This window comes from Alteromonas sp. ABV4_150 (assembly GCF_056311745.1).
In genome coordinates, this window is sequence record NZ_CM149971.1 from 4,226,097 (window position 1) to 4,248,194 (window position 22,098).

At 44.2% G+C, this 22,098-nt stretch carries 13 protein-coding genes; 7 read left to right on the plus strand and 6 right to left on the minus strand.

What is annotated here, in order from left to right; all coding sequences use genetic code 11:
* Nucleotide 1: 1 nt before the first annotated feature.
* From ACYX4M_RS18355 to ACYX4M_RS18365, 3 genes are read left to right on the plus strand one after another with little or no spacing between them, the layout of a single operon-like run.
* Entirely contained in the window at nt 2–1,543 is a 1,542-nt protein-coding gene (locus tag ACYX4M_RS18355) for a mannitol dehydrogenase family protein (protein WP_476081211.1), read from the plus strand.
* On the plus strand, nt 1,543–2,181 hold the full coding sequence (eda, locus tag ACYX4M_RS18360; protein ID WP_476081212.1) for a bifunctional 4-hydroxy-2-oxoglutarate aldolase/2-dehydro-3-deoxy-phosphogluconate aldolase: 639 nt from the start codon (nt 1,543–1,545) through the stop codon (nt 2,179–2,181). The genes ACYX4M_RS18355 and eda overlap by 1 nt, the downstream gene beginning before the upstream one ends.
* Complete coding sequence (locus ACYX4M_RS18365; RefSeq protein ID WP_476081213.1) at nt 2,178–3,149, plus strand: sugar kinase; 972 nt, start codon at nt 2,178–2,180, stop codon at nt 3,147–3,149. Before eda ends, ACYX4M_RS18365 begins: the two co-directional genes overlap by 4 nt.
* A 144-nt stretch (nt 3,150–3,293) precedes the next feature.
* Here the strand turns inward: ACYX4M_RS18365 and ACYX4M_RS18370 are convergent, their stop codons facing one another.
* Both ACYX4M_RS18370 and ACYX4M_RS18375 read right to left on the minus strand, forming a co-directional pair.
* Nucleotides 3,294–4,229 carry a rhamnogalacturonan acetylesterase gene (locus ACYX4M_RS18370; protein WP_476081214.1) on the minus strand — a complete coding sequence of 312 codons (936 nt, stop codon included), beginning with the start codon at nt 4,227–4,229 and terminating at the stop codon, nt 3,294–3,296.
* Between the two features lie 202 nt (nt 4,230–4,431).
* Nucleotides 4,432–7,131 (minus strand): TonB-dependent receptor, encoded by a 2,700-nt coding sequence (locus ACYX4M_RS18375; protein ID WP_476081215.1) that lies wholly within the window; start codon nt 7,129–7,131, stop codon nt 4,432–4,434.
* Nucleotides 7,132–7,812: 681 nt separating this feature from the next.
* Between ACYX4M_RS18375 and ACYX4M_RS18380 the strand changes: the two genes are divergently transcribed.
* The 4 genes from ACYX4M_RS18380 to ACYX4M_RS18395 all read left to right on the plus strand — a co-directional run bounded on the left by ACYX4M_RS18380 (nt 7,813) and on the right by ACYX4M_RS18395 (nt 13,943).
* Nucleotides 7,813–9,018 (plus strand): glycoside hydrolase family 88/105 protein, encoded by a 1,206-nt coding sequence (locus ACYX4M_RS18380; protein ID WP_476081216.1) that lies wholly within the window; start codon nt 7,813–7,815, stop codon nt 9,016–9,018.
* Nucleotides 9,019–9,051: 33 nt separating this feature from the next.
* Nucleotides 9,052–10,518, plus strand: coding sequence for a glycoside hydrolase family 28 protein (locus tag ACYX4M_RS18385; protein WP_476081217.1), 1,467 nt, complete (start codon nt 9,052–9,054; stop codon nt 10,516–10,518).
* Between the two features lie 10 nt (nt 10,519–10,528).
* Nucleotides 10,529–11,731: a pectinesterase family protein gene (locus ACYX4M_RS18390; RefSeq protein ID WP_476081218.1), complete on the plus strand. Its 1,203-nt coding sequence runs from the start codon at nt 10,529–10,531 to the stop codon at nt 11,729–11,731.
* Nucleotides 11,732–11,822: 91 nt separating this feature from the next.
* Nucleotides 11,823–13,943 carry a response regulator gene (locus tag ACYX4M_RS18395; protein WP_476081219.1) on the plus strand — a complete coding sequence of 707 codons (2,121 nt, stop codon included), beginning with the start codon at nt 11,823–11,825 and terminating at the stop codon, nt 13,941–13,943.
* A 66-nt stretch (nt 13,944–14,009) separates the two neighbouring features.
* Here ACYX4M_RS18395 and ACYX4M_RS18400 read toward each other — a convergent pair whose 3' ends face one another.
* The 4 genes from ACYX4M_RS18400 to ACYX4M_RS18415 all read right to left on the minus strand — a co-directional run bounded on the left by ACYX4M_RS18400 (nt 14,010) and on the right by ACYX4M_RS18415 (nt 22,052).
* A complete protein-coding gene (locus ACYX4M_RS18400; RefSeq protein WP_476081220.1) occupies nt 14,010–14,897 on the minus strand; it encodes a WYL domain-containing protein in 888 nt (295 codons plus the stop codon).
* Nucleotides 14,898–15,012: 115 nt separating this feature from the next.
* Entirely contained in the window at nt 15,013–15,648 is a 636-nt protein-coding gene (locus ACYX4M_RS18405) for a PEP-CTERM sorting domain-containing protein (protein ID WP_476081221.1), read from the minus strand.
* Nucleotides 15,649–15,660: 12 nt separating this feature from the next.
* Nucleotides 15,661–19,716, minus strand: a complete 4,056-nt coding sequence (locus tag ACYX4M_RS18410; protein WP_476081222.1) for an ExeM/NucH family extracellular endonuclease — start codon at nt 19,714–19,716, stop codon at nt 15,661–15,663.
* A gap of 416 nt (nt 19,717–20,132) precedes the next feature.
* On the minus strand, nt 20,133–22,052 hold the full coding sequence (locus ACYX4M_RS18415; protein WP_476081223.1) for a methyl-accepting chemotaxis protein: 1,920 nt from the start codon (nt 22,050–22,052) through the stop codon (nt 20,133–20,135).
* Nucleotides 22,053–22,098 lie beyond the last annotated feature (46 nt).

The following is a 22,098-nucleotide window of genomic DNA, read 5'->3' on the forward strand; positions in this document are numbered from 1 at the left end:
CATGACAAAGCCGTTATCAATTTCAACGCTACCTCTTTTAAGTGACAGCGTAAGTAAACCAAATTACGACCTGGAAGCAACCGGTTGTGGCATTGTGCATATTGGTCCAGGCGCCTTTCACCGTGCGCACCAAGCGTATTATACCGAAAAGGCGCTGGCTTATGGCGGTGACTGGCGCATTCACGGTGTGTCAATGCGCAGCGCATCACTTAAAGAAGCGTTGAGTACACAAGACAATCTCTACGCGTTGTGTATTGTTGATAACGATCCTGAAACCCACATTATCGGCGCAATTAAAACCCTTTCTACATTAGCACATGATCGTGAAGACATTGTTGCTGCGCTGGTAAACAAGCAAACTAAAATTGTGACGCTTACCGTGACAGAAAAGGGCTATTGCCTTAATGCACAAGGTCATCTAGATACTGAGCATCCGGATATTAAAGCTGATTTAGTCACGCCAGAAACACCGGTAAGTGCAGTTGGCCTAATTGTGCAAGCGCTGGCACAACGTAAGCAGGCAGGCTATGCAGATATTACCATTATCAGCTGTGACAACGTGTCAGACAACGGTAAAAAGCTGCAAAAAGCGGTGACCGAGTTCGCCAATAAAACGGATGAATCACTCGGCCAATGGATCAGCGAGAACATCGCCTTCCCCTGCACTATGGTTGACAGTATTACGCCAGCAACTGAAGACAGCTTTAAAGCCAACGTTGCCGCTGAGCTGGGTTTAACTGATAACTGGCCTATTCAGCGAGAGGCATTTACTCAATGGGTGGTTGAAGATAATTTTTCTGGCCCACGACCCGCTTGGGACAAAGTTGGCGTTACTTTCACTCATGATGTGAGCTTCTTTGAAAAAGCTAAGCTTCGCATTCTAAACGGCACACATTCAACACTGGCCTACATAGGGTTATTGCTTGGCAAGGAAACCGTATTCGACGCAATGCGTACCCCAGCCATAAAGCAACTGATTCAAACCATGTTGAAAGAAGAAATTGTTCCGTCTCTATCCAGTGATAACGAGAATGCCGATAGCGGAACACAAGACTTCGACCTGAACGCTTACGCACAAGACATTGTTAAGCGCTATGAGAATAAGCATATTCGCCACATGTTGTCGCAAATTGCTTGGGATGGGTCACAGAAAATCCCATTTCGAATTCTCGACACAGTACGCGATAACCTAAAAGCAAAACGAAATATTGATTTGCTCTGCAGTGCCGTTGCGGCCTGGTGCCTATTTGTAAACAACAAGGCACGTTTAAACGAAACTATCACCGACCCGCTAGATAGTATGTTAAGGGCTACAGCAAAATCGGTAGACTTTCAGGCAATAGAACTTGCAAAAAAATTGCTATCTCTTGAAACCATGTTCGCCGAACTGTCGGTAAACACTACGTTCAAAGAAAAAGTGCTCGAAAAAGTTAATCAACTGCTTGATATTTTATCGCACGACAACAGCAACGAAGATCAGCAAAGTTCTGCTCCCACTACGTTACCAGAAAGTTCGCTAGATTCACTAAAAGGAACCGCGTGATGAAAAGTACCTTTTCCATGCTTAAAGGCGTCCCATTACTGCCTATTATTCAGCCTAAATCTGTTGACGAGGGGCTTCACCTAGCAGAAGCAATTGCAAATAGCGGCCTGTGCAACATAGAAGTAGTGAAACGCAGCGACGCAGCATTTGAAGCCCTGTCAGCGATTAGAAAACAGTTTCCTGAACTCGTTGTGGGTATGGGCACATTGTTAAATCGCAACCACGTATTTGAAGCGTTGGATGCAGGCGCGCAATTTTTGATAACGCCTACAAGCTCAGAGACATTGCTCGATACACTGATTGCGTCTAATGCACCCTTTTTGCCAGGTGTCGCTACGCCTGCCGATATTCTTTTGGCGCACCAAAAAGGCATTCGCGAAATGAAGTTCTTTCCTGCGAGTCTTAGCGGCGGAACACCTTTTCTTAAAGCTATTTCAAGCGTATTTAGCGATGTTTCCTTCTGCCCTACCGGCGGCATTAATGGCGACAACGCGAATGAGTATCTCTCGCTTGGCAATGTAAGAGCAGTAGGCGGTACATGGATGATGCCGAAGGCAGCCATTGAAGCAAAAAATTGGCAAGCTATAACTTTGGCATGTCAACAAAGCCTAACATTGTTTGATGAGGCTGCGGCATGAGCATAGTTGATACCAACCAAAGAATAGTTATTTTTGGCGAGTGCATGGTAGAGCTTCGAAGCACTCAGCGTGAGTCATCAGTTAGTACGCGCGATGAAAACACAGATAATAATCTGATGGCGAAAAGCTTTGCTGGCGACACGTACAACACTGCAGTTTATTTAAAACGCTGCTTGCCTTCATCTTCCATTAGTTACTTAACGGCGATCGGCGCAGACTTTTTAAGCGATGAGCTGCTGTTTAAAATGGGTGAGCACGAAATTAACACTGATTTAGTGTTTCGCTCGTCATCGCGTAACCTTGGCCTGTATATGATCCGTAACGACAACGAAGGTGAAAGAACCTTTGCATATTGGCGTAACCAATCTGCAGCAACACAGACGCTCAACATTATGAAGGGCGCTGAATTTGCTTGTGATTGGTTTTATTTGAGCGGTATCTCTATTGCCATTTTAGATGACGAACAGCGCGCTACACTTTTCGAACTGATTTCGTCCCTCAAGGCCAAAGGCAGTAAGATTGCCTTTGATCCTAATTATCGAGCTCGCCTTTGGTCATCTCAAGAAGATGCCAAGTACTGGACGGGTAAGGCATATGCTGAAGCAGACTTGGCGTTCCCAGGTGCAGACGACCATTTAATGCTGTTTGGCCACACTAATGCTGATGAAATATTTAGCTATTTAGCCGACAAACAGATTGAAGAAATTGTTATGAAAAACGGGGCGGTTGGCGTTCATATACTCCGTCAACAAGAACAATGTATTGTGCCTGTTGAGCGTGTTGAACAGGTGGTTGATACAACGGCTGCTGGCGATGCATTTAATGGCGGTTATATGGCCGCTCGACTTGCAGGTAGAAAGCCTGTTGAGAGCGCGAGCTATGGGGCAAAAGTGGCTGCGACTGTGATTACCTACCCCGGTGCCATTATATCAGGCGATGCCTTCACTAATCACATACCGTCGCTATAGTCGGTATGTGACATTCCTCTTTCTTTTCTCTTCTATTTCCTGCCATTGTAACCATAAGCAAGCACGCTAATTAAGATAAAGGCGATCCCCCACTAAAAAACGCGGCACGCCCGCAATAACGCGCCACTTCATTTTTATGTGAGCTTACAATGTGTCTCGATATACGTATTTTGCCAGTGGGTGCGCTGTCGCTTTTAGCTCTCGCACGAATATTTGCGCCATTTTCGCCGCGCCCACAACATTCAAGTGAGTGTCGTCCGTTTTGCCTTCAGGGTAGCGCGCATAAAGGTCGGCGGGCACCTTAATGAAGTAATGGTTGCTGTTAGGCTCGCCTACCTGAGCAAGAAAATCGCAAGTTAAAGCGTTCATAGGGATAAATGGCACGTTATTTTGTGCTGCCACTTTCTTCGCTGCATCGGCATACGCCAGCAACGTCCGTTTTAATACACCTTCCTCAGTGAAATGACGCCTGCAAATACTACTTGTGATAATCACTGATGCCCCTTTTGCTTCAACATCCTGAACAAACTGATTCAAGTAAGCTGGATAAGCATTTTCCGGGTCGGCATAGCGAGCAGGATCCGACTGTTTTTGATCGTTATGACCAAACTGAATAGCCACATAATCACCTTCAGACAGATCGGATAACAGAAGCTGCCAGCGTCCCTCATCTACAAATCGCTTTGTGCTTCTGCCGTTAGCCGCGTGGTTTTTAATATTAAGATTGGGTAGCATGAATTCAGGAAGCAATTGCCCCCACCCACGTTCTGGATATGACAACATAGGCTTGTCTGACATGGTTGAGTCGCCGACCAAATGTAGGGTAACTGGCTTTTTGTAGGGTGGAGCTTTTGCAGCCTCTTCACTGCCTTTATTAGTAGCGCTTTGGATTGAAGCACTTTGGGAACCCGAACTGGTAGGTGCATAAGCGCTAGATTGCGCCGCGTAACTAATGTGAAGTGTACTCGTGCCTTGCTGGTCTGCCACTGCAATAGTACTCGATACAGCAAAAACGCTTGCAAGACTGTAGCGCAGCGCGTTGAATATTTTGCCTGTGGTGGGTTTACTTAAATATCTCACACCTTTTCTCCTTCTCAATATTTCTATTGTTGCGATGCAAATTGTTCAAAAAGTGAGGTAGAGGCGTGCTGAACTCCTCCCGGCCTACACTTTTTGCACATAAAAAAGGCCATCATTACGATGGCCAAACACACCCGTCTTCACGGAACACAACATTTAATTATTATCTCAGGCCGGCCAACATAATTGGCCGGCCTGTTTTTTACATAGTATAACGAGCGCCCAAGAAGAACTGACGGCCCGTGTGGTTGTACTCACGTACCAAGTTCAAAGAGCCATCACCCGTGGTAAACAAGCGCTCGTACTCATCGGTAAGATTAATGACTTCAAAGGTCAACGTTAGCTCGTCGTTTACGTTATAAAATGACGAGAAATCTACCTGCGTAGGTCCTGTCGTACCGTGCGCAACGTTACCATTGCTGCCAGTAAAGTCTGTCAGGTAATCGTCGCGTTTGTTAACTGACACACGCGCACCGTATTGGTCTGTTTCGTAATACACCGTAAAGTTGTACGATGTTTCACTCATACCTTCGATGTCGTCAGCGTTAACGTGAGTGTAGTTCGACACGATACCCATGTTTTCGAACAGTCCTGGTAGAAAGCTTAGCGGCTGCTGATAAATTAGCTCATAACCGCTTACACTTCTGTCTTCAGCGTTAATTGGACTGCTATGCTCGTATGGAATAGTGCGTGGGTCTAGCGCAATTACAGGGTCAAACTGTGCATCGTTGTCGATAAAGTCGTAGTAAGCACTGTCGACTAAACGCTCTTCTGATGCGCGAACAATCCAGTTATCAATGTCTTTGTAGAACACTGTTGCTGCTAGTAGCGCTTCGTCATCGAAGTACCATTCAACACCAAAGTCAACGTTGTTCGACGTAAACGGATCAAGGAATGGGTTCCCCACGCTCACCGAGCCGTTAATATAATCAAAGCTTGGGTTACCAGGGTTTAATGAGTTCAGGCTTGGACGAGTCATAGACTGTGTTAAGCCAAGGCGAACAACTACGTCATCGGTTGCTTCTAGTGCTAAATTAACCGCTGGTAGAAAGTTGTTGTAGTCATTTTCAATTTGTACGGTTTCACCTTGAATAAAGCCCTCGGAGGTTGTGGTTGTTTTCACGTAACGCACACCGTAGTTGGCCCGAAGCAACATGTCGCCAATCTCATAGCTTGTATCCATCTCGATGTACGCAGCAGAGGTTTCCTCACCTACTTGCCAGCTTTGTGCAGAGCGTGGTGTCCAAACAACGTCTAGCAATTGGCTGTTTATAGCGTCAAAGTCAGCCACAAGGAAGGGGTCAAGTGGTCCATCAAAACCGCTACCGAAGTCATCTACAGGCATCATTTCTGCAAATCCCACCGCCGAATCTTGGTCTGGGAAGCCATTGATTTGCTCTTCGCTGTAAGTTACAACGCGATCGTTATAAGCAAAGCCGGCCTTAATAGTGACTTCGTCGCCAAGGTAAGTGGCATCAAACTTAACCGTATCATTTTCGCGCAAGACATCGGTGGCGCGTAAGCGACCGTCGCTTAAATTATAGTTACTTGCATCGTTTACATCATAGCCGTAAGTAAGTTGCGGAGCATTGATATTATTGCTGAAATCAAAGCCATAGCTCGTTTCTTCAAGTAGCGTCATGTTGTAACGATATTGCTCTGAACGAGCGTCAGATTCTGCAGTACCTGCCATCATATCAAGTTTAAGGTTTTCACCAATAAACCACTCGCCAGAAATCACGAATTGGCTAAAGTCAGTGGTTGATTCTTGTAAGCGGCTTTCTATACGCGATTTGATACCTTCGTAAGTGCCAGCCAGCACCTGTTTGCCGTTTGGATGTACCGTAATAGAGGTAGGCGTAATTTCATCGAATGTACTTCTAAACATATGGAAGAAGTTATACATGGTACGGGTGTTATCAAGCTTAGACACTAAACCGTCTAACGTTAATGTGAAATTGTCTGTTGCAGCCCACTGAATAGACCCCGTAAAACCAGTACGCTCTTGGTCATTACCGAAGTAATCAGGTCTCGGTAAACGCGGTGTCCACAAACAGTTAACGGGATCGACAGATTCGCCTTGATACTCGCAATTACCGACATCTGGTGTACCGTTCACGACAGTCTCAGATGTGTCGGCAAAGATGCCGCCCCCGTCGCGAACCGGTGTTGTCCAACGAACAGTTCCGAATCCTTCCTGCCTTACTGTGCGCTCAGAAAACGCGGCAGAAAACAATACGCCCACTTTGTCATCAGCAAAACGGTTGCTGATCATAAAGGCTGCACGTGGATCTGTCTCTTCAGTAATGCTGTTATACCCGCCCTGAAGGGATGATACGAATTTAAAACCGTCATAATCGAACGGTTTTGCTGAATAAAGATCAACGGTACCTGCAATACCACCTTCTTCCATTGAAGCTGTAGGAGATTTTTGAATATCTACACGGTTAAACAACTCAGATGCGAAAATGTTAAAGTCGAAGCCCCGTCCGCCGTTAACACCGCCACCTGAGTCTGTACCATCTGTGCTTGCTGGTACTTCCATGCCATTTAGTGTTGTGCGGGTAAAAGAAGGGCTCAAACCACGTAAGGTAATTTGGCGACCTTCCCCACCTTCACGAGAAATAGCTACGCCGGGTACACGTTGAATTGACTCAGCAATATTTAAGTCCGGGAATTTACCAATATCTTGCGCAACTATAGATTCTTTGCTGTTAACTGATGTTCGCTTTTCCATCAGTGATTTATTGAGAGACCCACGAAAGCCAGATACCTCGATGACTTCCATATTTTGTGCTTCGGTTTCACTAGTTTGTTCGTCTTTGGCTTCTTGCGCATGAATATGTGCGCCTGACAACGCTAGCGTAACAAGAACAGCGAGTTGCTTTTTCTTTGGTAACATTGTTGTTTCTCCGGTTTTTATATTTATAAGAGACGCGCATACTGACAAAAGGTGAAGATGCTTTTGAAACGTGTGTGAACTATTCAAATTTACACAAATTCAACATTTATCGTATTTAACCATTTCACTCCCCTTTATGCCACCGGATAACATTTTGGTGATTCATACCGTCAATGCTTTACATTTATCCGATAGCACGTCTTGGCTGTTAAGGAAGCGAAAACGCGTCAATTCTAATTCATTCTCTATAGTGGTCTCGTAAACCACCAAAACCTTGAATGAGAAGAATTGCAGGGTACAGCTATGTTTTCTAATTAACGCAAAACTTCTCTTCGGCAATAATGCAAACCTCGAAAACAACACTCAAGCTTTACATTTGATTTACATCCTAACTAGTTATGCTACCGGTGGCAACATGTTTGTAGAAAAAATTTACAATAAGTAGGAATTTGGTAGACAATAATTAGAGAAAAAGATACTTCTTGAGTTGACGTAATAAAGGGGGAAAAGAGGCGCGAGACCAATAAATACAGCCACTTATTAAATTTAAGCCGCATTATTGACTCGTAAAATAAAAGTTAATAAATGTAGATAATTCCGTTGACATATGAGCAAATAAAAATCATTATGCTACCGGTAGCACATGGTGTATTTACAATGTTATAAAAATAAGGGTTTGTTATGCTAAAAGGTATTCTACGCGCAGCTTCCATTGTAGCTTGCACGGCGTTTTTTTCTTTCACTGCTAATGCAAATGATTGGGTACAAATGCCTCTCGACAACACGCAATCTTGGTCTATCAGAATGATAGAGTCTGAAATGGTGCGTTTCCCAGAAGCTTGGCAAATCGATTGGGATGAGAACCCACAGTGGGATTACGTTCATGGCCTCAACCTCCTCGCCATAACAGAGGTCTATCAAGATACTAAAGATCCCCGGTTTTTGTCTTATGTAAAAGGTTACTATGACATGTTGGTTCAGGAAGACGGAAGTATCAAAACTTATGATATCAATAAGTTTAATATTGATATGGTTAACCCTGGCAAAGTGCTGTTTTTCCTTTATGAAGAAACCGGCAACCCTAAGTACAAAAAAGCCGCTGACCTCCTTAGAACGCAGCTTACTACTCACCCACGTACCGAGCAAGGTGGCTTTTGGCATAAGAAACGCTATCCAAACCAAATGTGGCTTGATGGCCTTTACATGGGTGCTCCCTTCTACGCTGAATACATTGTTAAGTACGGCGATATGAAAGAGCTAGACGACGTATTTTTACAATTTGAACTCATTGAAGAGTACCTTTACGACGAAAAAACAGGCCTCCCCTTACATGGCTGGGACGCATCTAAAAAGCAAAAGTGGGCTGATAAAGAAACAGGTCTTTCTCAACATCACTGGTCTCGTTCGCTAGGTTGGTATGCTATGGCAATGGTGGATGTGCTAGAAGTTGTCCCTGCCGAACACCCAAAAACACCGTGGCTACAAGCGCGCTTTAAAGCGTTTATCGACGCTACGCTTACCTATCAACATAATTCAGGCACCTGGTATCAGGTTACTGACTTGGGAAGCCGTGAAGGAAACTACCTTGAAGCATCAGGTACAGCTATGTTGACCTACGCTATGGCTAAAGGTGCAAGCCTTAAGTTTCTTCCTGAGGAATACAAGGCTCATGCAGAAAAAGGCTTTGCAGGACTTCTTGATCAAATGATTTCGGTTGATCAAGAAACTAACGTTATCAGCCTTGAACAAGTTTGCGCTGTTGCTGGTCTTGGTGGAAATCCATATAGAGATGGTTCATTCGACTACTACATGAGTGAGCCAATCAGAGCAAACGACGCGAAAGGTGTAGGTCCATTCATTCTAGCTGCACATTTTTTGAATAAGTGAAAAGCGCTAAATCGTTAATAAAAGGGGTATATGATGGTCCGACCTAACTCACCGAATGCCAGACGTCACTTCTTAAAGTCTGGTCTCGCCACCACTGTTGCAGCTTCTGGGATGGCTGTAGGTGTTCCTACATTCCTACCTGGATGTGCAAATGTGACCGAAATGGGAAGGACTCAACGCCAGTGGGACGCCGAAGCAAACCTTATTAAAGGGATGATAAAGCGCCCCACCTTTGCAAAGCGCGAAGCTAATGTTACCGACTATCTAAAAGAAAATGGCAGTGACTTTAAGCAAGCGTTACATGCAGCTATCGACCAAGTCGCACGCCAAGGTGGTGGCAAAGTGGTTGTGCCAAAAGGCGACTGGCTATGCAGTGGACCAATTCACTTACAGTCGAATATAAACTTGCATATTGAGGCAGGCGCAACCATTCGATTTTCTACCCATCCTGATGATTACAAACCCTACGTTTTTACGCGCTGGGAAGGTATGGAGTTAATGGGTTACTCCCCTCTTATTTATGCGTTTGAGCAAACTAATATCGCGATTACCGGCAAAGGTACGCTTGACGGTAGCGCGGCAAAAGACAACTGGTGGCCATGGAAAGGTAAGTGGAAGGCTTCAACATGGGGTGACGATCCGGTTGAGAACCAAAAATATACCAGAGACACACTGCAAGAAATGGTAGAAAACGGGACACCCGTTAGTGACCGCGTTTTTGAAAATAATTACCTGCGCCCTCCGTTTATACAACCTTACCGCTGTGAAAATGTACTTATTGAGGGTGTAACCATCCTGCGCTCTCCATTTTGGTTAGTTAACCCTGTGCTTTGCAAGAACGTCACCGTTAACGATGTGTACTGTAAAAGTTTCGGCCCAAATTCGGACGGGTGCGACCCTGAAAGCTGCACGAACGTGCTTATCTCTAATTGCACGTTTGATACAGGAGACGATTGCATCGCCATTAAATCTGGACGCAATGCAGACGGCAGAAGGGTCAATGTTCCCTGCAGTAATATCGTCATAGAACATTGCGAGATGAAGGCTGGCCATGGCGGTGTTGTAATCGGCAGTGAAATATCCGGTGGTGTAGAGAATCTCTATGCTCAGTATTGCACCATGAGTAGCCCTGACTTAGACCGCGGGATTAGAATTAAAACCAACAGTATACGGGGTGGTCACCTAAAAAATCTAAACTATCGCAATATCGATATTGGGACGGTGAAAGACGCTGTTGTCGTGAATTTCTTCTACGAAGAAGGTGATGCCGGTAACTTCCCTCCTCTACTTGAAGATATCACGATAGAGAACTTAAACGTTGCGTCAGCTAGCCGGGCCTTTGTGCTTCGAGGGTATGACCATACGCCTATTTCTGGGTTGACGTTGAATAACATAACGATAAACCGTGCGCTTAAAGATGCCGTTATCGAAAACGTAGCGCACCTTTCAATAAACAATGTGTTTATCAATAGCCAACCATTTAACAAGCACGCGCTGTAGAATAAAGACTATGGATTTGAATAAAGCACGTGTCAGTCTTAGTTTAGTCTTTGTGTTGCTGGCGGGTATATTTTTCAGTGGATTAAGCGCGGCAATGCCAGCAACTACGGATGTAGTGGTAGCTAAATCACATGAAAGTGACGATGACAGTGACGTAACTAAGGACGCTTTACCTCATTTTAACTCTGTGTCCCAAGCTGTTGCTTATATCGAGTCTCACAAGCCACAAAAAGATAAAGTATGGACCATCTTTATTAACGAAGGCATTTATCGAGAGCGTGTCGTCATAAAGGTTGATAATGTTCACTTGATGGGCCAGTCGCAAGAATCAACGACTATCGTTTTTAATCGATATGCAGGTCAAAAAGTCGCAGAGAATTCTCAAGAAAAATGGGGAACTCGTCGCACTGCCACTGTGGAGATTTTAGGGGATAATATCACTCTGGAAAATATCACTATCACCAATGATTTTGATTATCCCGGTAACGAGGTCAAAGCAAAGGACGATCCTACTCGATTATCAGGTACGCAGGCAGTAGCGCTTAAAACCGATGTGAACTCAGATCGCACTTACCTTAAAAATGTCGCACTCTGGGGTTACCAAGATACCCTCTATTTAAAAGGTGACCGTGCTCTGATTGAAGGCGGAACAATAGCAGGACACATTGACTTCATTTTTGGTGAGGGCACCGCGTTTTTTGAAAGCGTTTCTATTGTTTCCCGTACACGTTATTCTGGCGGTGATAGCGAAGGACTAACAGGCTACATTACCGCCCCAAGCACTCATTTACAGCGCCCTTATGGGTTAACATTCAATAACTGTAGGCTTGAAAGAGAACACGGCGTTCCAGATCAAAGCGTGGCACTGGGAAGGCCTTGGCATCCAACAACCACCTTTTCAGATGGCCGATATGCAAACCCTTACGCTGTAGGTAAATCCACGTTTATCAACACCTATATGGCAGGTCATATCATCCAAAAGCGCTGGACTACTATGGGTGGAACTACGCCGTCAGGTATAAAGAGACCATTTGATCCCCACACAGAAGCAAGATTTTCCGAGTACCAATCTCATGGCGAAGGTGCACCTAAAGCAGCCTCCTCACCAGCAGTAAACTCTCATTTTCTGAATGATAAAAACGCAGCTTTTTACACTAAAGAGGCGGTATTGCGAGGCTGGGTGCCTTATAGCACCCCGAACGATATTAAATAGTGCAACATTAGCGTAAGTAATTTGCTCGGCACATTGCGTAACTATCTGGCATCTATTATCTTTTAGTTATCACTGTGCATCTCATTACCTTATGTCCATACGCTTTCGATATATCGCTGCTTTAGCGCTAACAGCATCGCTGATTACTCTGTCTTTTTTAATACTTTCTGAGTTAATAAAGGGCCAAAAGCAAGATGGAGAGATAATCAATATTGCAGGCCAACAACGTATGCTATCGCAACGCATAGCAATGCTCGCGGCTTCACCCACATTATGCCAAGACAGCCAGGAATTGCGCTATTTAATACAAGACCTTGCTAAATTCGAACAAAATCATAAGTATCTTGTCTCGTTGGAACATCTGCCGACTCAAATCTTTAACACTTACTATAATGAGGGACAGCTAGACTCAAAAGTCAAAAACTTAGTCAATAAAACTGAGGCCTTAGTGCAAAACGCACGTTGCGAAACTTCTTTACTTATGCCTGTAGAGGAGCTTACTTCCCTTCTCATGCAGCTAGACAATGTTGTGGACCAATTTGAAAAGGATGCAACCGAACGTGTAGATACTGTTCTAACTATTGAAATGTACCTTTGGCTTGCAGTACTGGCTCTTTTAAGTTTTGAGGCCGTGTTTATCTTCGCCCCTATGGAGCGTCAGGTTAGACGTTCTATGAGTTCATTAAAGCAGTCAAAAGAGATAGCGCAACAAGCAGCAGAGAGAGCAGAAAAAGCGAATAAAGCAAAATCAGAGTTTCTTTCTAGTATGAGTCATGAGCTACGCACACCGATGAATGGTTTATTCGGCATGATAGAGCTAGCCATTGATAATTCAGAGAAAAGTAACTTGTATCTAAAGAAGGCTAAAACTGCAGGCCGCCAACTGCTCGTTTTAATCAACGACATTTTAGACATTTCGAAAATCGAAGCGGGCAAGATAAAAATAGAACAAGCGCCTGTCGACTTGCTACAAGTGCTAGACGATGTTGTGTCTTTGCAACGGGTTTATTGCCAGCGTAAAGGTCTAGAGTTCAACTACTTGAAAGACGTAGATCTTCCCCATGTGATAGAGGGAGATATTACGCGAATCACACAAATACTGCACAATCTATTAAGTAACGCGATTAAGTTTACTAGCGAAGGTTCAGTGACATTAAAAGTTACACACACTAAACATGAAAATGGCAATCGCCTTGTTTTTGATGTTATCGACACTGGTATTGGCATCCCCTCATCGAAACTAAAAAACATTTTTTATAAATTCGAACAAGCCGACCATTCAACTACGCGAGAGTTTGGTGGTACAGGACTAGGGTTAAGCATCGCAAAGCAGTTAGCCAACTTAATGGAGGGCGATATAAATGTTGTTTCTACGGTAGGTCGCGGCAGTACTTTTACCTTCACAATGGCGGCTAAAGAAGCACACTTACCAGATATTAATATTGTGCCACACACTAACCTACGCTGTGCGATCATCGACGACCTTCAAACCAGTCGCGAATACTTTGAACACATAGTTGCATCTATGTCGGTTGAACCATGTAGCTATAGTAGCGCAAAAATATTTTTAGATGACAAACCGTTTAGCTTTGACGTTATTATTCTTGACCTCTCTATGCCAGGAATGAGCGGCGTAGATTTACTTCAACAGCTTAAGCGTCTCAAACCACCAAAGTTTCCCAAAGTAATATTAATTTCAGCTGAGCTAGAAAGATTGGAAGACGAGCACGAAATACTTGACAGTATTTGGAAAACTCATGCCAAACCAATTAACAGACGTGAACTCGAAAATGATTTAAGTAAGTTGATTGAAACTAAGCCTGTTAGTCGCCAAGAGATGCAAGAACTCAATAAGAAAAAGCGTATATTACTGGCAGAAGATAACGAAATTAACGCCGAGATTGTCAAAGCTATACTGCAAACAGAAGGTTACAAATATCTGCATGTTAAAAATGGTCATGATGCCGTAGAGGTAGGCAAGCGTCATAATTTCGACCTCATTCTTATGGATTGTAATATGCCAATTATGGATGGTATTGAAGCTTCCACTATTTTGAGAAAAACAATGGAAGCAAACACCCCTATCATAGCGTTAACCGCTAATGCGTTTGCCGAGGACAAAGAAGAATGTTTGGCCGCAGGCATGAACGACTTCCTAGCAAAGCCATTGGATAAAGACACCCTGTTAACTACAATTAAAAAGCATATTTAATAGCGCGTTTGAAACACTTCAACGAAGCTGCACTAGACCGTTCGTTACAGTCCAATCAACCGTTTGCTAGGCGGTGTAAGCTTCTTGTTCGCCTATATAACCTGGCGCAATAGCAAGGTTGTCAGTGTCTGCTAGGCTCTGCTGATTTCTAAGCCAAAGCTGGTATTCACCGGTGCGTAAACTGGCATGCTTGGTACAGTCAACGTTCCAACGCCTTAACAAATACCCTGCCATGGCTGCGCGCACTTCTAAAGTCAACACGCCTTCTTCCATAGCGTAGTCCAGCTCTATAGCCGTAGAATATTTAATATTTTTCGGGTGAGGCACAATTTCAAGAGAAATAAGCCTTCCCCACTCTTCATCGTGCTCAATGCATTCGTGAGTTTCAGGCTCAGTTTTAACTGTAACTTTACTAATTCTTGTTAGCACAAAATCTCGAAAGCTTTGAGATTTTCTGTCGAACGCTCGCACATGCCAGCGCTGACCGTTGTCAACAATGCTGTGTGGCACGAGCTCACGTGCGCCACTGCCACTAGACAGAGATGTGTAAATAACGCTCATCGCCTTTTTATTTACTATGGCTTGTACAACTTTCGCTACCACAAAAATATCAGGTACGTTCAGCGAAGATGCACTTTCTACCGGAAAGTGTACATCGCCAATAGCGTCGAAGCCGTCCGATATATCGTTAGCAAGCTTTACCAAGGTACGTTTTGCATCGTGTTCGAAAACCGGAACGAAGCTTTCTGTTTGAAAATAACGTTTTTCCCTTGGATCGTAGACTAAGTTATTCGGCGCTAACTCTTTATATAGCGTAAAGTCACGAGAGCCAGCCGATAACCCCACTTCAAAACGATTGATTAAATCTTGGCGATGAATGGCCCCTTTAAACAAAAGGCAGAAATCGATATACGCCAATCGTTGGCGTTGAGAAAAAGAAATAGTCTCTAACATGGTGCGCACTTATTGTATTTTTATTCAGTGTGGTTTATTTAAAGCCGTATGTAAATAGCAATAGAAATAAAAAAGCCCAGCACTTGGCTGGGCTTAAACTTTTAGCATTTAAGGTTTATGATTTCGCACGCTTACGAGCGAAAAAGATACCACTTAACGCCAGTAGCGATAGCACAAAGGTACCTGGTGCAGGTACTTGGGTAATATCAAAGCTCGCCCCTTTAAATTCGATATCTTGAGGAATGCCCCCACCTAGCGTTCCGCCAAAGCCAACCGAGGCTGAAAGCGGACTAAATGATGCTCTCCCTACTGCATTTGCGATAAACTGCACTGTGTATAGGTCGTTTATCACGTTTTGAAACTGGTGCCCGATATCGATGCCAGGTCCTTGGAAAGCAGAAGAGCCTACTGTCGCTAAGTTACCCTCAATCAGTGGAAGAAATAACTCTATCACTGGCGATGGCATAGGTAACCCAAACGGCCCTTCGATTTGCCCAAGTACACCAAATGGGCCTTGAGACGCTGCACTACCCGCAACATAACTCAGTAATGATGTATCAAAACTAAATACAGTATCGTATACATCAAACAACGTAGGCAATGACCCAACATTAGACAAACTAGACAAACTTATAGTGGCCGTAATGGTTTCACCAATATCGTAGCTGCCTTTGTCTGTTGATATTTCAATTATTGCAGCATTGGCATTTAGCGTTACCGCTGCTATAAGCATTAAAAATAACTTTTTCATCTTTTTATCCTATTAACCAACTGCACAAGCGTTGCGTGTACATAATGACATTAGTGCATAGAGATCGAAGATATTTAACACGCCGTCATTGTTGAAATCGTGAGCCTGTAGCGATGCCTGCCTGGTTAGTAAAAGACCATATAAAGCAGTGATGTCGTTGTAATCTACATCTGCATCACCATCCATGTCGCCTACTACAGGCTCCGGCTCACTCGTGTCAGGGAAATCCAATACCACAACTACTGGGTCGTGATCTGATGAGCGATACGCATCAGCGCCGTAGTAACTAGAAAGCTGAGTTTCAGTCTTATAATTTACGTTATAATCGAATACGCGGGGTTCATCGGCGTTAATGTGCCATACCGTTGCGTCTACCACATATTCCGTTAACGAAGGGCTAGATAAAGCGTGATCTAAGTAACCTACTTCTCCGCCGAAGCTATAGGAATAAGCGACGTCTCCATCAAATAAGTTAACCAAGTTACTGTAGCCAGCCTCTTCAAGCGCAAGGATAGGGTCTTCTTTCGCATAGGCATTCAAATCACCCATTACGATAACGCGGTCAGACAAGACGTCACTGTTTTGCTCAACAAGGGAAATCAGACCTTGTGCTGCTTGGGTACGCAGTTCATTCCAACAACCTTGGCCGTCACCTGAGTCTGCGTCGTTGCCTGTCGCACCACCACAACTTTTTGACTTAAAGTGGTTTATCGCTAAGGTAAAGCCTTCGCCATTACTGTTCACGCTAAAGCTTTGTAGTAAAGGTTGACGGTTACCATAGTCAAATGGTGCGTCAGATGAAGTCACAGGGTTACCCTGTAGCGTGACTACGGCAGGCTTATAAATAATACCAACAGCAATTTCGTCACCGCCTAATTGAGACTCTAATGCCACATAGCTGTACTCGTCGCTGCCAAGTTCGGCGTTAACGCTATCAACCAATGTCGCAATTGCAGAATCGCTGCCATAACCGTCATTTTCAATTTCAACAAGACCAAGTACGTCTGCATTCATTGCCACAATGGCAGATACAATTTTCGCTTGTTGACGAGCAAATTCAACTTCTGAATCAGCACCGCGAGAGGTTGGAAAATCGGGACCATTGAAGTAATTGAGTACGTTAAAGCTAGCCACTTTTACATCACCGATAGCATTTAGCTGCGGCTCCGCAATTCGTGGGTTAGTGCGTACGGTTTGAATATCACCAACAGGGATAAGGTTATAAGCACCAAAAGCGTAATGTAATACACCTTCTAGGGCCTCTACACTGTCTCCCAAACGCAGTGGATTGTTGTGCGATAAACCACCTGCTGGGAAAGGAATGCCATCCAAATTCTGTGATGTAGCTCCGTCCTCAACCAATAAGGTGTTTAGTGCATTGATTTCAGCTAGCGCCAACGCCTCTTCTGAACCCGCTACAAACTGATTAGTAGGAATAAATAAGCGTTCTGACGACACGTTAAACTGACCATAACGTCCAAGATTGTAGATATCAGAAACTTTAAGGGTTTGCTCAAAACTAATATGCATGCCCTCTAGTGCTTCTAAGTCAGTATCAAGGCTAAATGGCATAGCAACTGAAGTGTAAAGCACACTGCTACCAGCACCAGTAACTTCTACATCTGCAGACAAGGCTAATTGCGTTACACCGAAGCGCTCGCCCACTGTACCTTGTAAACGCACTGCATCACCTGCTTCCGGTAAGCTAAATGAGCCTGCGTAAACAAACACACCTTCAGATGTTGCCGTATTACCGTCTGAATCACTTGCTTCTTCCTGAACGAAGAAACCACTCATAGCAGGCACAATTTTTGTTACTACCGCCTCAACAATCACCTCGGCACCGACCATTGCGGACTCATCGCCGTCGCCTTGAATCGCGCTAATAAGCACTACTTCAGCGATAGGGTCCGTTGGGTCAGTAGGATCTGTTGGGTCTGTTGGGTCTGTTGGCTCTGTTGGCTCACTTACTGAACCGTTGTGCGCGCCAAAATTACTTAGCGTATCTTTTGAAAAGCTATCCCATTCATCAGTGGTAAAAGCAGGGTTTCGGTTAGGATTTCCGTTTGTCACTGAACTCTTACGCACTAGCGTAACATCTTTACCCCAGTCAGTATCAACCCCATAAGTACCCAATGCATCAACAACCTGACCGTTGTATACCAACTCAACGTAATCGTCACCATTGAAGTTCATTACGAAACTGTTAATTGTAGAGCCAGTTGTGAGTAAGGCATCAGCGTCGGCGTGAGCAAATGTTGCCACGCCACCTGCAGGAATTTCGCCTTCTAGCGCTAGTACTTTTCGATCAGCATCGGCAGTATCACCGTTTGAAAGTAAAACTAATTCGTAACCAGACAAATCCACAGGTTGAGTCGAGCTATTGAAAAGCTCTATCGCTTTGTTATAGCTACCACCTTCAATATACTCTGAGATGTAAACGCTATTGGTTGACGGCCCAGTATCACCACCTGCGTCACCACCAGTATCACCGCCTGTATCACCACCTGTGTCACCACCAGTATCGCCGCCCGTGTCACCACCGGTATCGCCGCCAGTATCAACGCCTGTGCCACCACAGCTTTCATTAAAGATAAGTGAAGCAAGTTCAGGCTTATCAATAAACGGGTTACGGTTCCCTTGAATTTCAAACACACGCTCGTTACGGCGACGCTCAAATTCATCGACTGGATCACTTTCATGCCATTGAAGCAGCACACATAGCTTACCAAATGCCGCTTCATCAGTAGACGTTAAGCGGTTTAACAATACTAGATCTTCTTCGGTATCACCTGCGGTGTTACCGTCGTAACGCACATCCATATAAAGCATGGAGCGAGCTACGTCGCCTTTCACTGCATCGCGTGGCTCGAAAGAGTCGTTATCAACTCGGTTTTCAGGCGCTTCGGCAAGTGCGCTATCGCTAAAGTCAAAATCAAAATTACCGCGCGAGCTGTTAACAGAGATGTCTGTAGGGCGCAGGTGAAGAATATCTGTGTATGCCGTAAAACTTCTGCTTGAAAAACCATGACTTTTTGCCCACACATGTTCACGGTTCCAATTATCTGAGTTAGTACTTTGGCTACCGCTTCCGTTGGTAAACTTACCTTGTGATATCCCTTTGTAAAACAGGATGATATTGTCAGTATTTGAAGGGTCTTCATCGGTATAGGTAAGCGCAGTCCACACCTCAGAATATGATAGCGTGCGATGACCATTTTCAATGATGTTATGTGTTGTTTCTTTCAGTGATTGTGCACTATCACCGCTAGCAATCGCTGCATCTAAAGCGGCATAGTAGTCCGATGCTACAAAATCACTCGCTAAATTAATTGCTTCTAAATCTGGACAGTTAGAGCAACTACCGCTTAAGAAAAGAAGTTCGTTTGAAGGCTCGCCCCCGTTATCAGGGTTATCACTGCCATTGTCTGTGCCATCAGTAGCACCGCTACCAGTCACCGAAATACTATCTAAATTTAAGTATTCTGTGCCTGCATTATTGGCCATGGCGACTTTCAATACTAACGTGCTTCCGCTACCAATTGTTTCATTTACCGTGGCACTACCGAAGTCGTCTTGTACAGTATTTGATGAGCCTTCGGTAATTGTTATAAGTTCAAAAGCGCCGCCATCTAGTGAGTAAAATACGTCGATATAGTCTGCAGTTTCAAATGTTCCACTTTGAGAAAGTACTGCATTGATGGTGACATCACCCGCATCAGTGATATCAATCGATTCACTCAACCAAACCACTTCACCATCGACATCGCGCGCTTGCATTGCGCCGTTTTCAACGCGAAACCAATCATCAGTTGCTGTTAATTCGCCTGCGGAAACATCAATTGACCAACGTTCAACGCCTTCAAGACTTATTACTGCTCCGCCAGAATTAGAGCCAGTTGCGCCTTTGTTTTGTAGCTCGGCCGCTTCAAAGTCTTCTAGCCAAAGCGTTTCGGCCGAAGCGTTAACTGATACCGCGCCCAGTGACAATGCCCCAGCCAACAACGCGTTGACTACCTTAGCTGAATGCTTCAGCTTATACTTTTGTGTGTTACCCTCATTAACCATTTTGCTTTCCGCTTTTTTGTACAAGGAAGGTATAAATTCTTATACATAGGTATTTACAGCAAGCACTTAACAAAAATAATAATAAAATCGTAACACAGTCGGTACATCAATAACTTAGGGCGTTAAAATAAGTTTATTTATTGATTAACTCTACTGAGCTTCGGTATAGGGTAAGCTGATTTGTAACATTACCAAATTGTTTCAGTTTTGAAACATTTCCATGCTGATATCCAATGCATGTTAAATTTTAGATGCACAAAAAAAGAGCGCCTGTTGAGCACTCTTTAGTTCTATTTTAGATATTAGACACAATGATTTTAGTTTGTTTAATAATGCCTCTTTGCCATCTTCCGTTTTAACAGAGAACAATTTTTATAGAGTTTCTATAAGAAATGGCTTTTTCTTCGAAAAGAAATTTAGAACCGATAGCGGCGCAACTGCATTTGCATGGTCTTTATTTGCTGCACTAACGCTTCACAATTATCAACAACCTCACTAGCATAATTTGTATTGGCTTGCCCTACCTGTTGAATACTGTTCACTCCTCTATTTACATCGGCGGCAACTGTAGTCTGTCCTTCAGCCAGATTGGCGGCGTCCTCGTTCAGTGCGGTAATTCTTGCAACAGCTTCTAGTGCTTGGTTTAAAGACTCACCTGCATGTTTAGTAGTTTCAACAGTCTTAAATGCCGTTTCTTTGTTAAGTTGCATTTTTTCCGAGGCAATACGGCTTCCTTGCTGCAATCTTTCTATCATAATGCGGATCTCTTCAGTGGACGCCTGAGTTCGGCTTGCTAGTGAACGTACTTCGTCTGCAACCACTGCGAAGCCTCGCCCTTGCTCGCCTGCTCTAGCCGCTTCAATTGCCGCATTAAGTGCAAGTAAATTGGTTTGCTCAGCAATGTTTCTAATCACCTCCATAACGCCACTAATTTCCTCACTGGCCTGCGCCAATTCGGTTATTACTTGAACTGACGCGTCTACATCATTTGCTTGAGACTGAATATCTTTAATTGTTTCAGACAAAACGCTCGCGCTGTTTCTTGTATCTGTATCAGCAGCGCTAGCAGCGTCGCTTGAACTTCTAATAGTAGAAGAAACGCTTTGGGCGTTTTGCTGCATCAAGGTGATCGCGTTGTCGATCGACTCAGTTTCTTGGCTAAGCTTCGATACCGTTTCTTTAGAGCTCATGGCGGTAGTGTTTAGCGCTTCAGATTTCGCCAGCATATGATCCGTTGCTTCATCCACACTTTGCAGCGTTTGCTGAAGTTGGATGAGTAACCCATTGAACGCTCGAGCCATGGTGCCAAACTCATCACTGCGCGTCGCCTCAAAGCGAAAGGTAAGGTCACCCTCTCCAGACGAGAGGCTATTAACCACACCTATGAATTCTTCGAGTGGATTTCCAACGATATACTTCACCAGTAACCAAATAGTCAGCAAGATGCCGACACTGGCCAAAATAATTTTAAGTACTACCGAAATAACAGAACGACTCACCATTGTGGCTTTCTCGGAAGCCGACGCAGCCAGAATGATGTCGTACCCCCACTTTGAAAAAGGTACTATATCTACAATCCATTCTTCATTCTGCTTTAACGCTTCTGCAACTTGCTTTTCGTCTACATGAGACGAATGCATTCGTATGTTACCCTTACCGTCTCGAAGCGCTACAAACCCATCCTCTAACACATGACTTTGTTTAATAGCTTGCTCTAGCACATTTAAGTCTGCTGAGTATCCAACATACCAAATGCCCACAACTTGCCCGTTACCGTCGAACATGGGTTCGTAGCCGGTCAAATAAGGGCTACCCAAGATGTCGACAGCACCGTAGTAGGCTTGCCGCTGGTTTATTTCTTTAATAGCTTTTCCCGACGGCGCAAGTTTAGTACCAATCGCTCGTTCACCGTTTTTAATAACGTTTGTGCTCACACGAATATAATCTTCACCGGTTCTGCTAAACAGCGTGGCTGTACCTCCCATTACGCTAGTAAGTCCGTCAACCAATTCAAAATTATTTGCCTGCGCCGAACTTCCTAACATCAACTCTCGCGCCCGTGTGGATTTAACAGTGACATACTCAGCTTGACTAGGCACTCCTAACGCCTCTCCTCGCTGCTTAAGTAACAACATACTGCTTTTTACTCGCTCAAGCATAATGGCGTCTGTCACAGTTAGAATATTTACTAATCGGTCAGCTGTGCTTCTCTTCTGGTCTTTAACCAACTCAGAAATAGACGAAGATGTCGTCACAACAGTGATGATTGCTACAATCAGAGCGAATAATGCAATGACTGCAGAAATTGAGAACAGAAATTTTCTTTGAATAGACATGCAACTTCTCAAGTTAACAGTTAGGTAAGAACTCACTCCTTTGACT

Bases quoted from the DNA above. Each gene is read 5' to 3' on its own strand.
- ACYX4M_RS18415 (WP_476081223.1), bottom strand. From the start codon at position 22,052: ATGTCTATTCAAAGAAAATTTCTGTTCTCAATTTCTGCAGTCATTGCA.
- ACYX4M_RS18355 (WP_476081211.1), top strand. From the start codon at position 2: ATGACAAAGCCGTTATCAATTTCAACGCTACCTCTTTTAAGTGACAGC.
- eda (WP_476081212.1), top strand. From the start codon at position 1,543: ATGAAAAGTACCTTTTCCATGCTTAAAGGCGTCCCATTACTGCCTATT.
- ACYX4M_RS18390 (WP_476081218.1), top strand. From the start codon at position 10,529: ATGGATTTGAATAAAGCACGTGTCAGTCTTAGTTTAGTCTTTGTGTTG.
- ACYX4M_RS18365 (WP_476081213.1), top strand. From the start codon at position 2,178: ATGAGCATAGTTGATACCAACCAAAGAATAGTTATTTTTGGCGAGTGC.
- ACYX4M_RS18385 (WP_476081217.1), top strand. From the start codon at position 9,052: ATGGTCCGACCTAACTCACCGAATGCCAGACGTCACTTCTTAAAGTCT.
- ACYX4M_RS18380 (WP_476081216.1), top strand. From the start codon at position 7,813: ATGCTAAAAGGTATTCTACGCGCAGCTTCCATTGTAGCTTGCACGGCG.
- ACYX4M_RS18400 (WP_476081220.1), bottom strand. From the start codon at position 14,897: ATGTTAGAGACTATTTCTTTTTCTCAACGCCAACGATTGGCGTATATC.
- ACYX4M_RS18405 (WP_476081221.1), bottom strand. From the start codon at position 15,648: ATGAAAAAGTTATTTTTAATGCTTATAGCAGCGGTAACGCTAAATGCC.
- ACYX4M_RS18395 (WP_476081219.1), top strand. From the start codon at position 11,823: ATGTCCATACGCTTTCGATATATCGCTGCTTTAGCGCTAACAGCATCG.
- ACYX4M_RS18375 (WP_476081215.1), bottom strand. From the start codon at position 7,131: ATGTTACCAAAGAAAAAGCAACTCGCTGTTCTTGTTACGCTAGCGTTG.
- ACYX4M_RS18410 (WP_476081222.1), bottom strand. From the start codon at position 19,716: ATGGTTAATGAGGGTAACACACAAAAGTATAAGCTGAAGCATTCAGCT.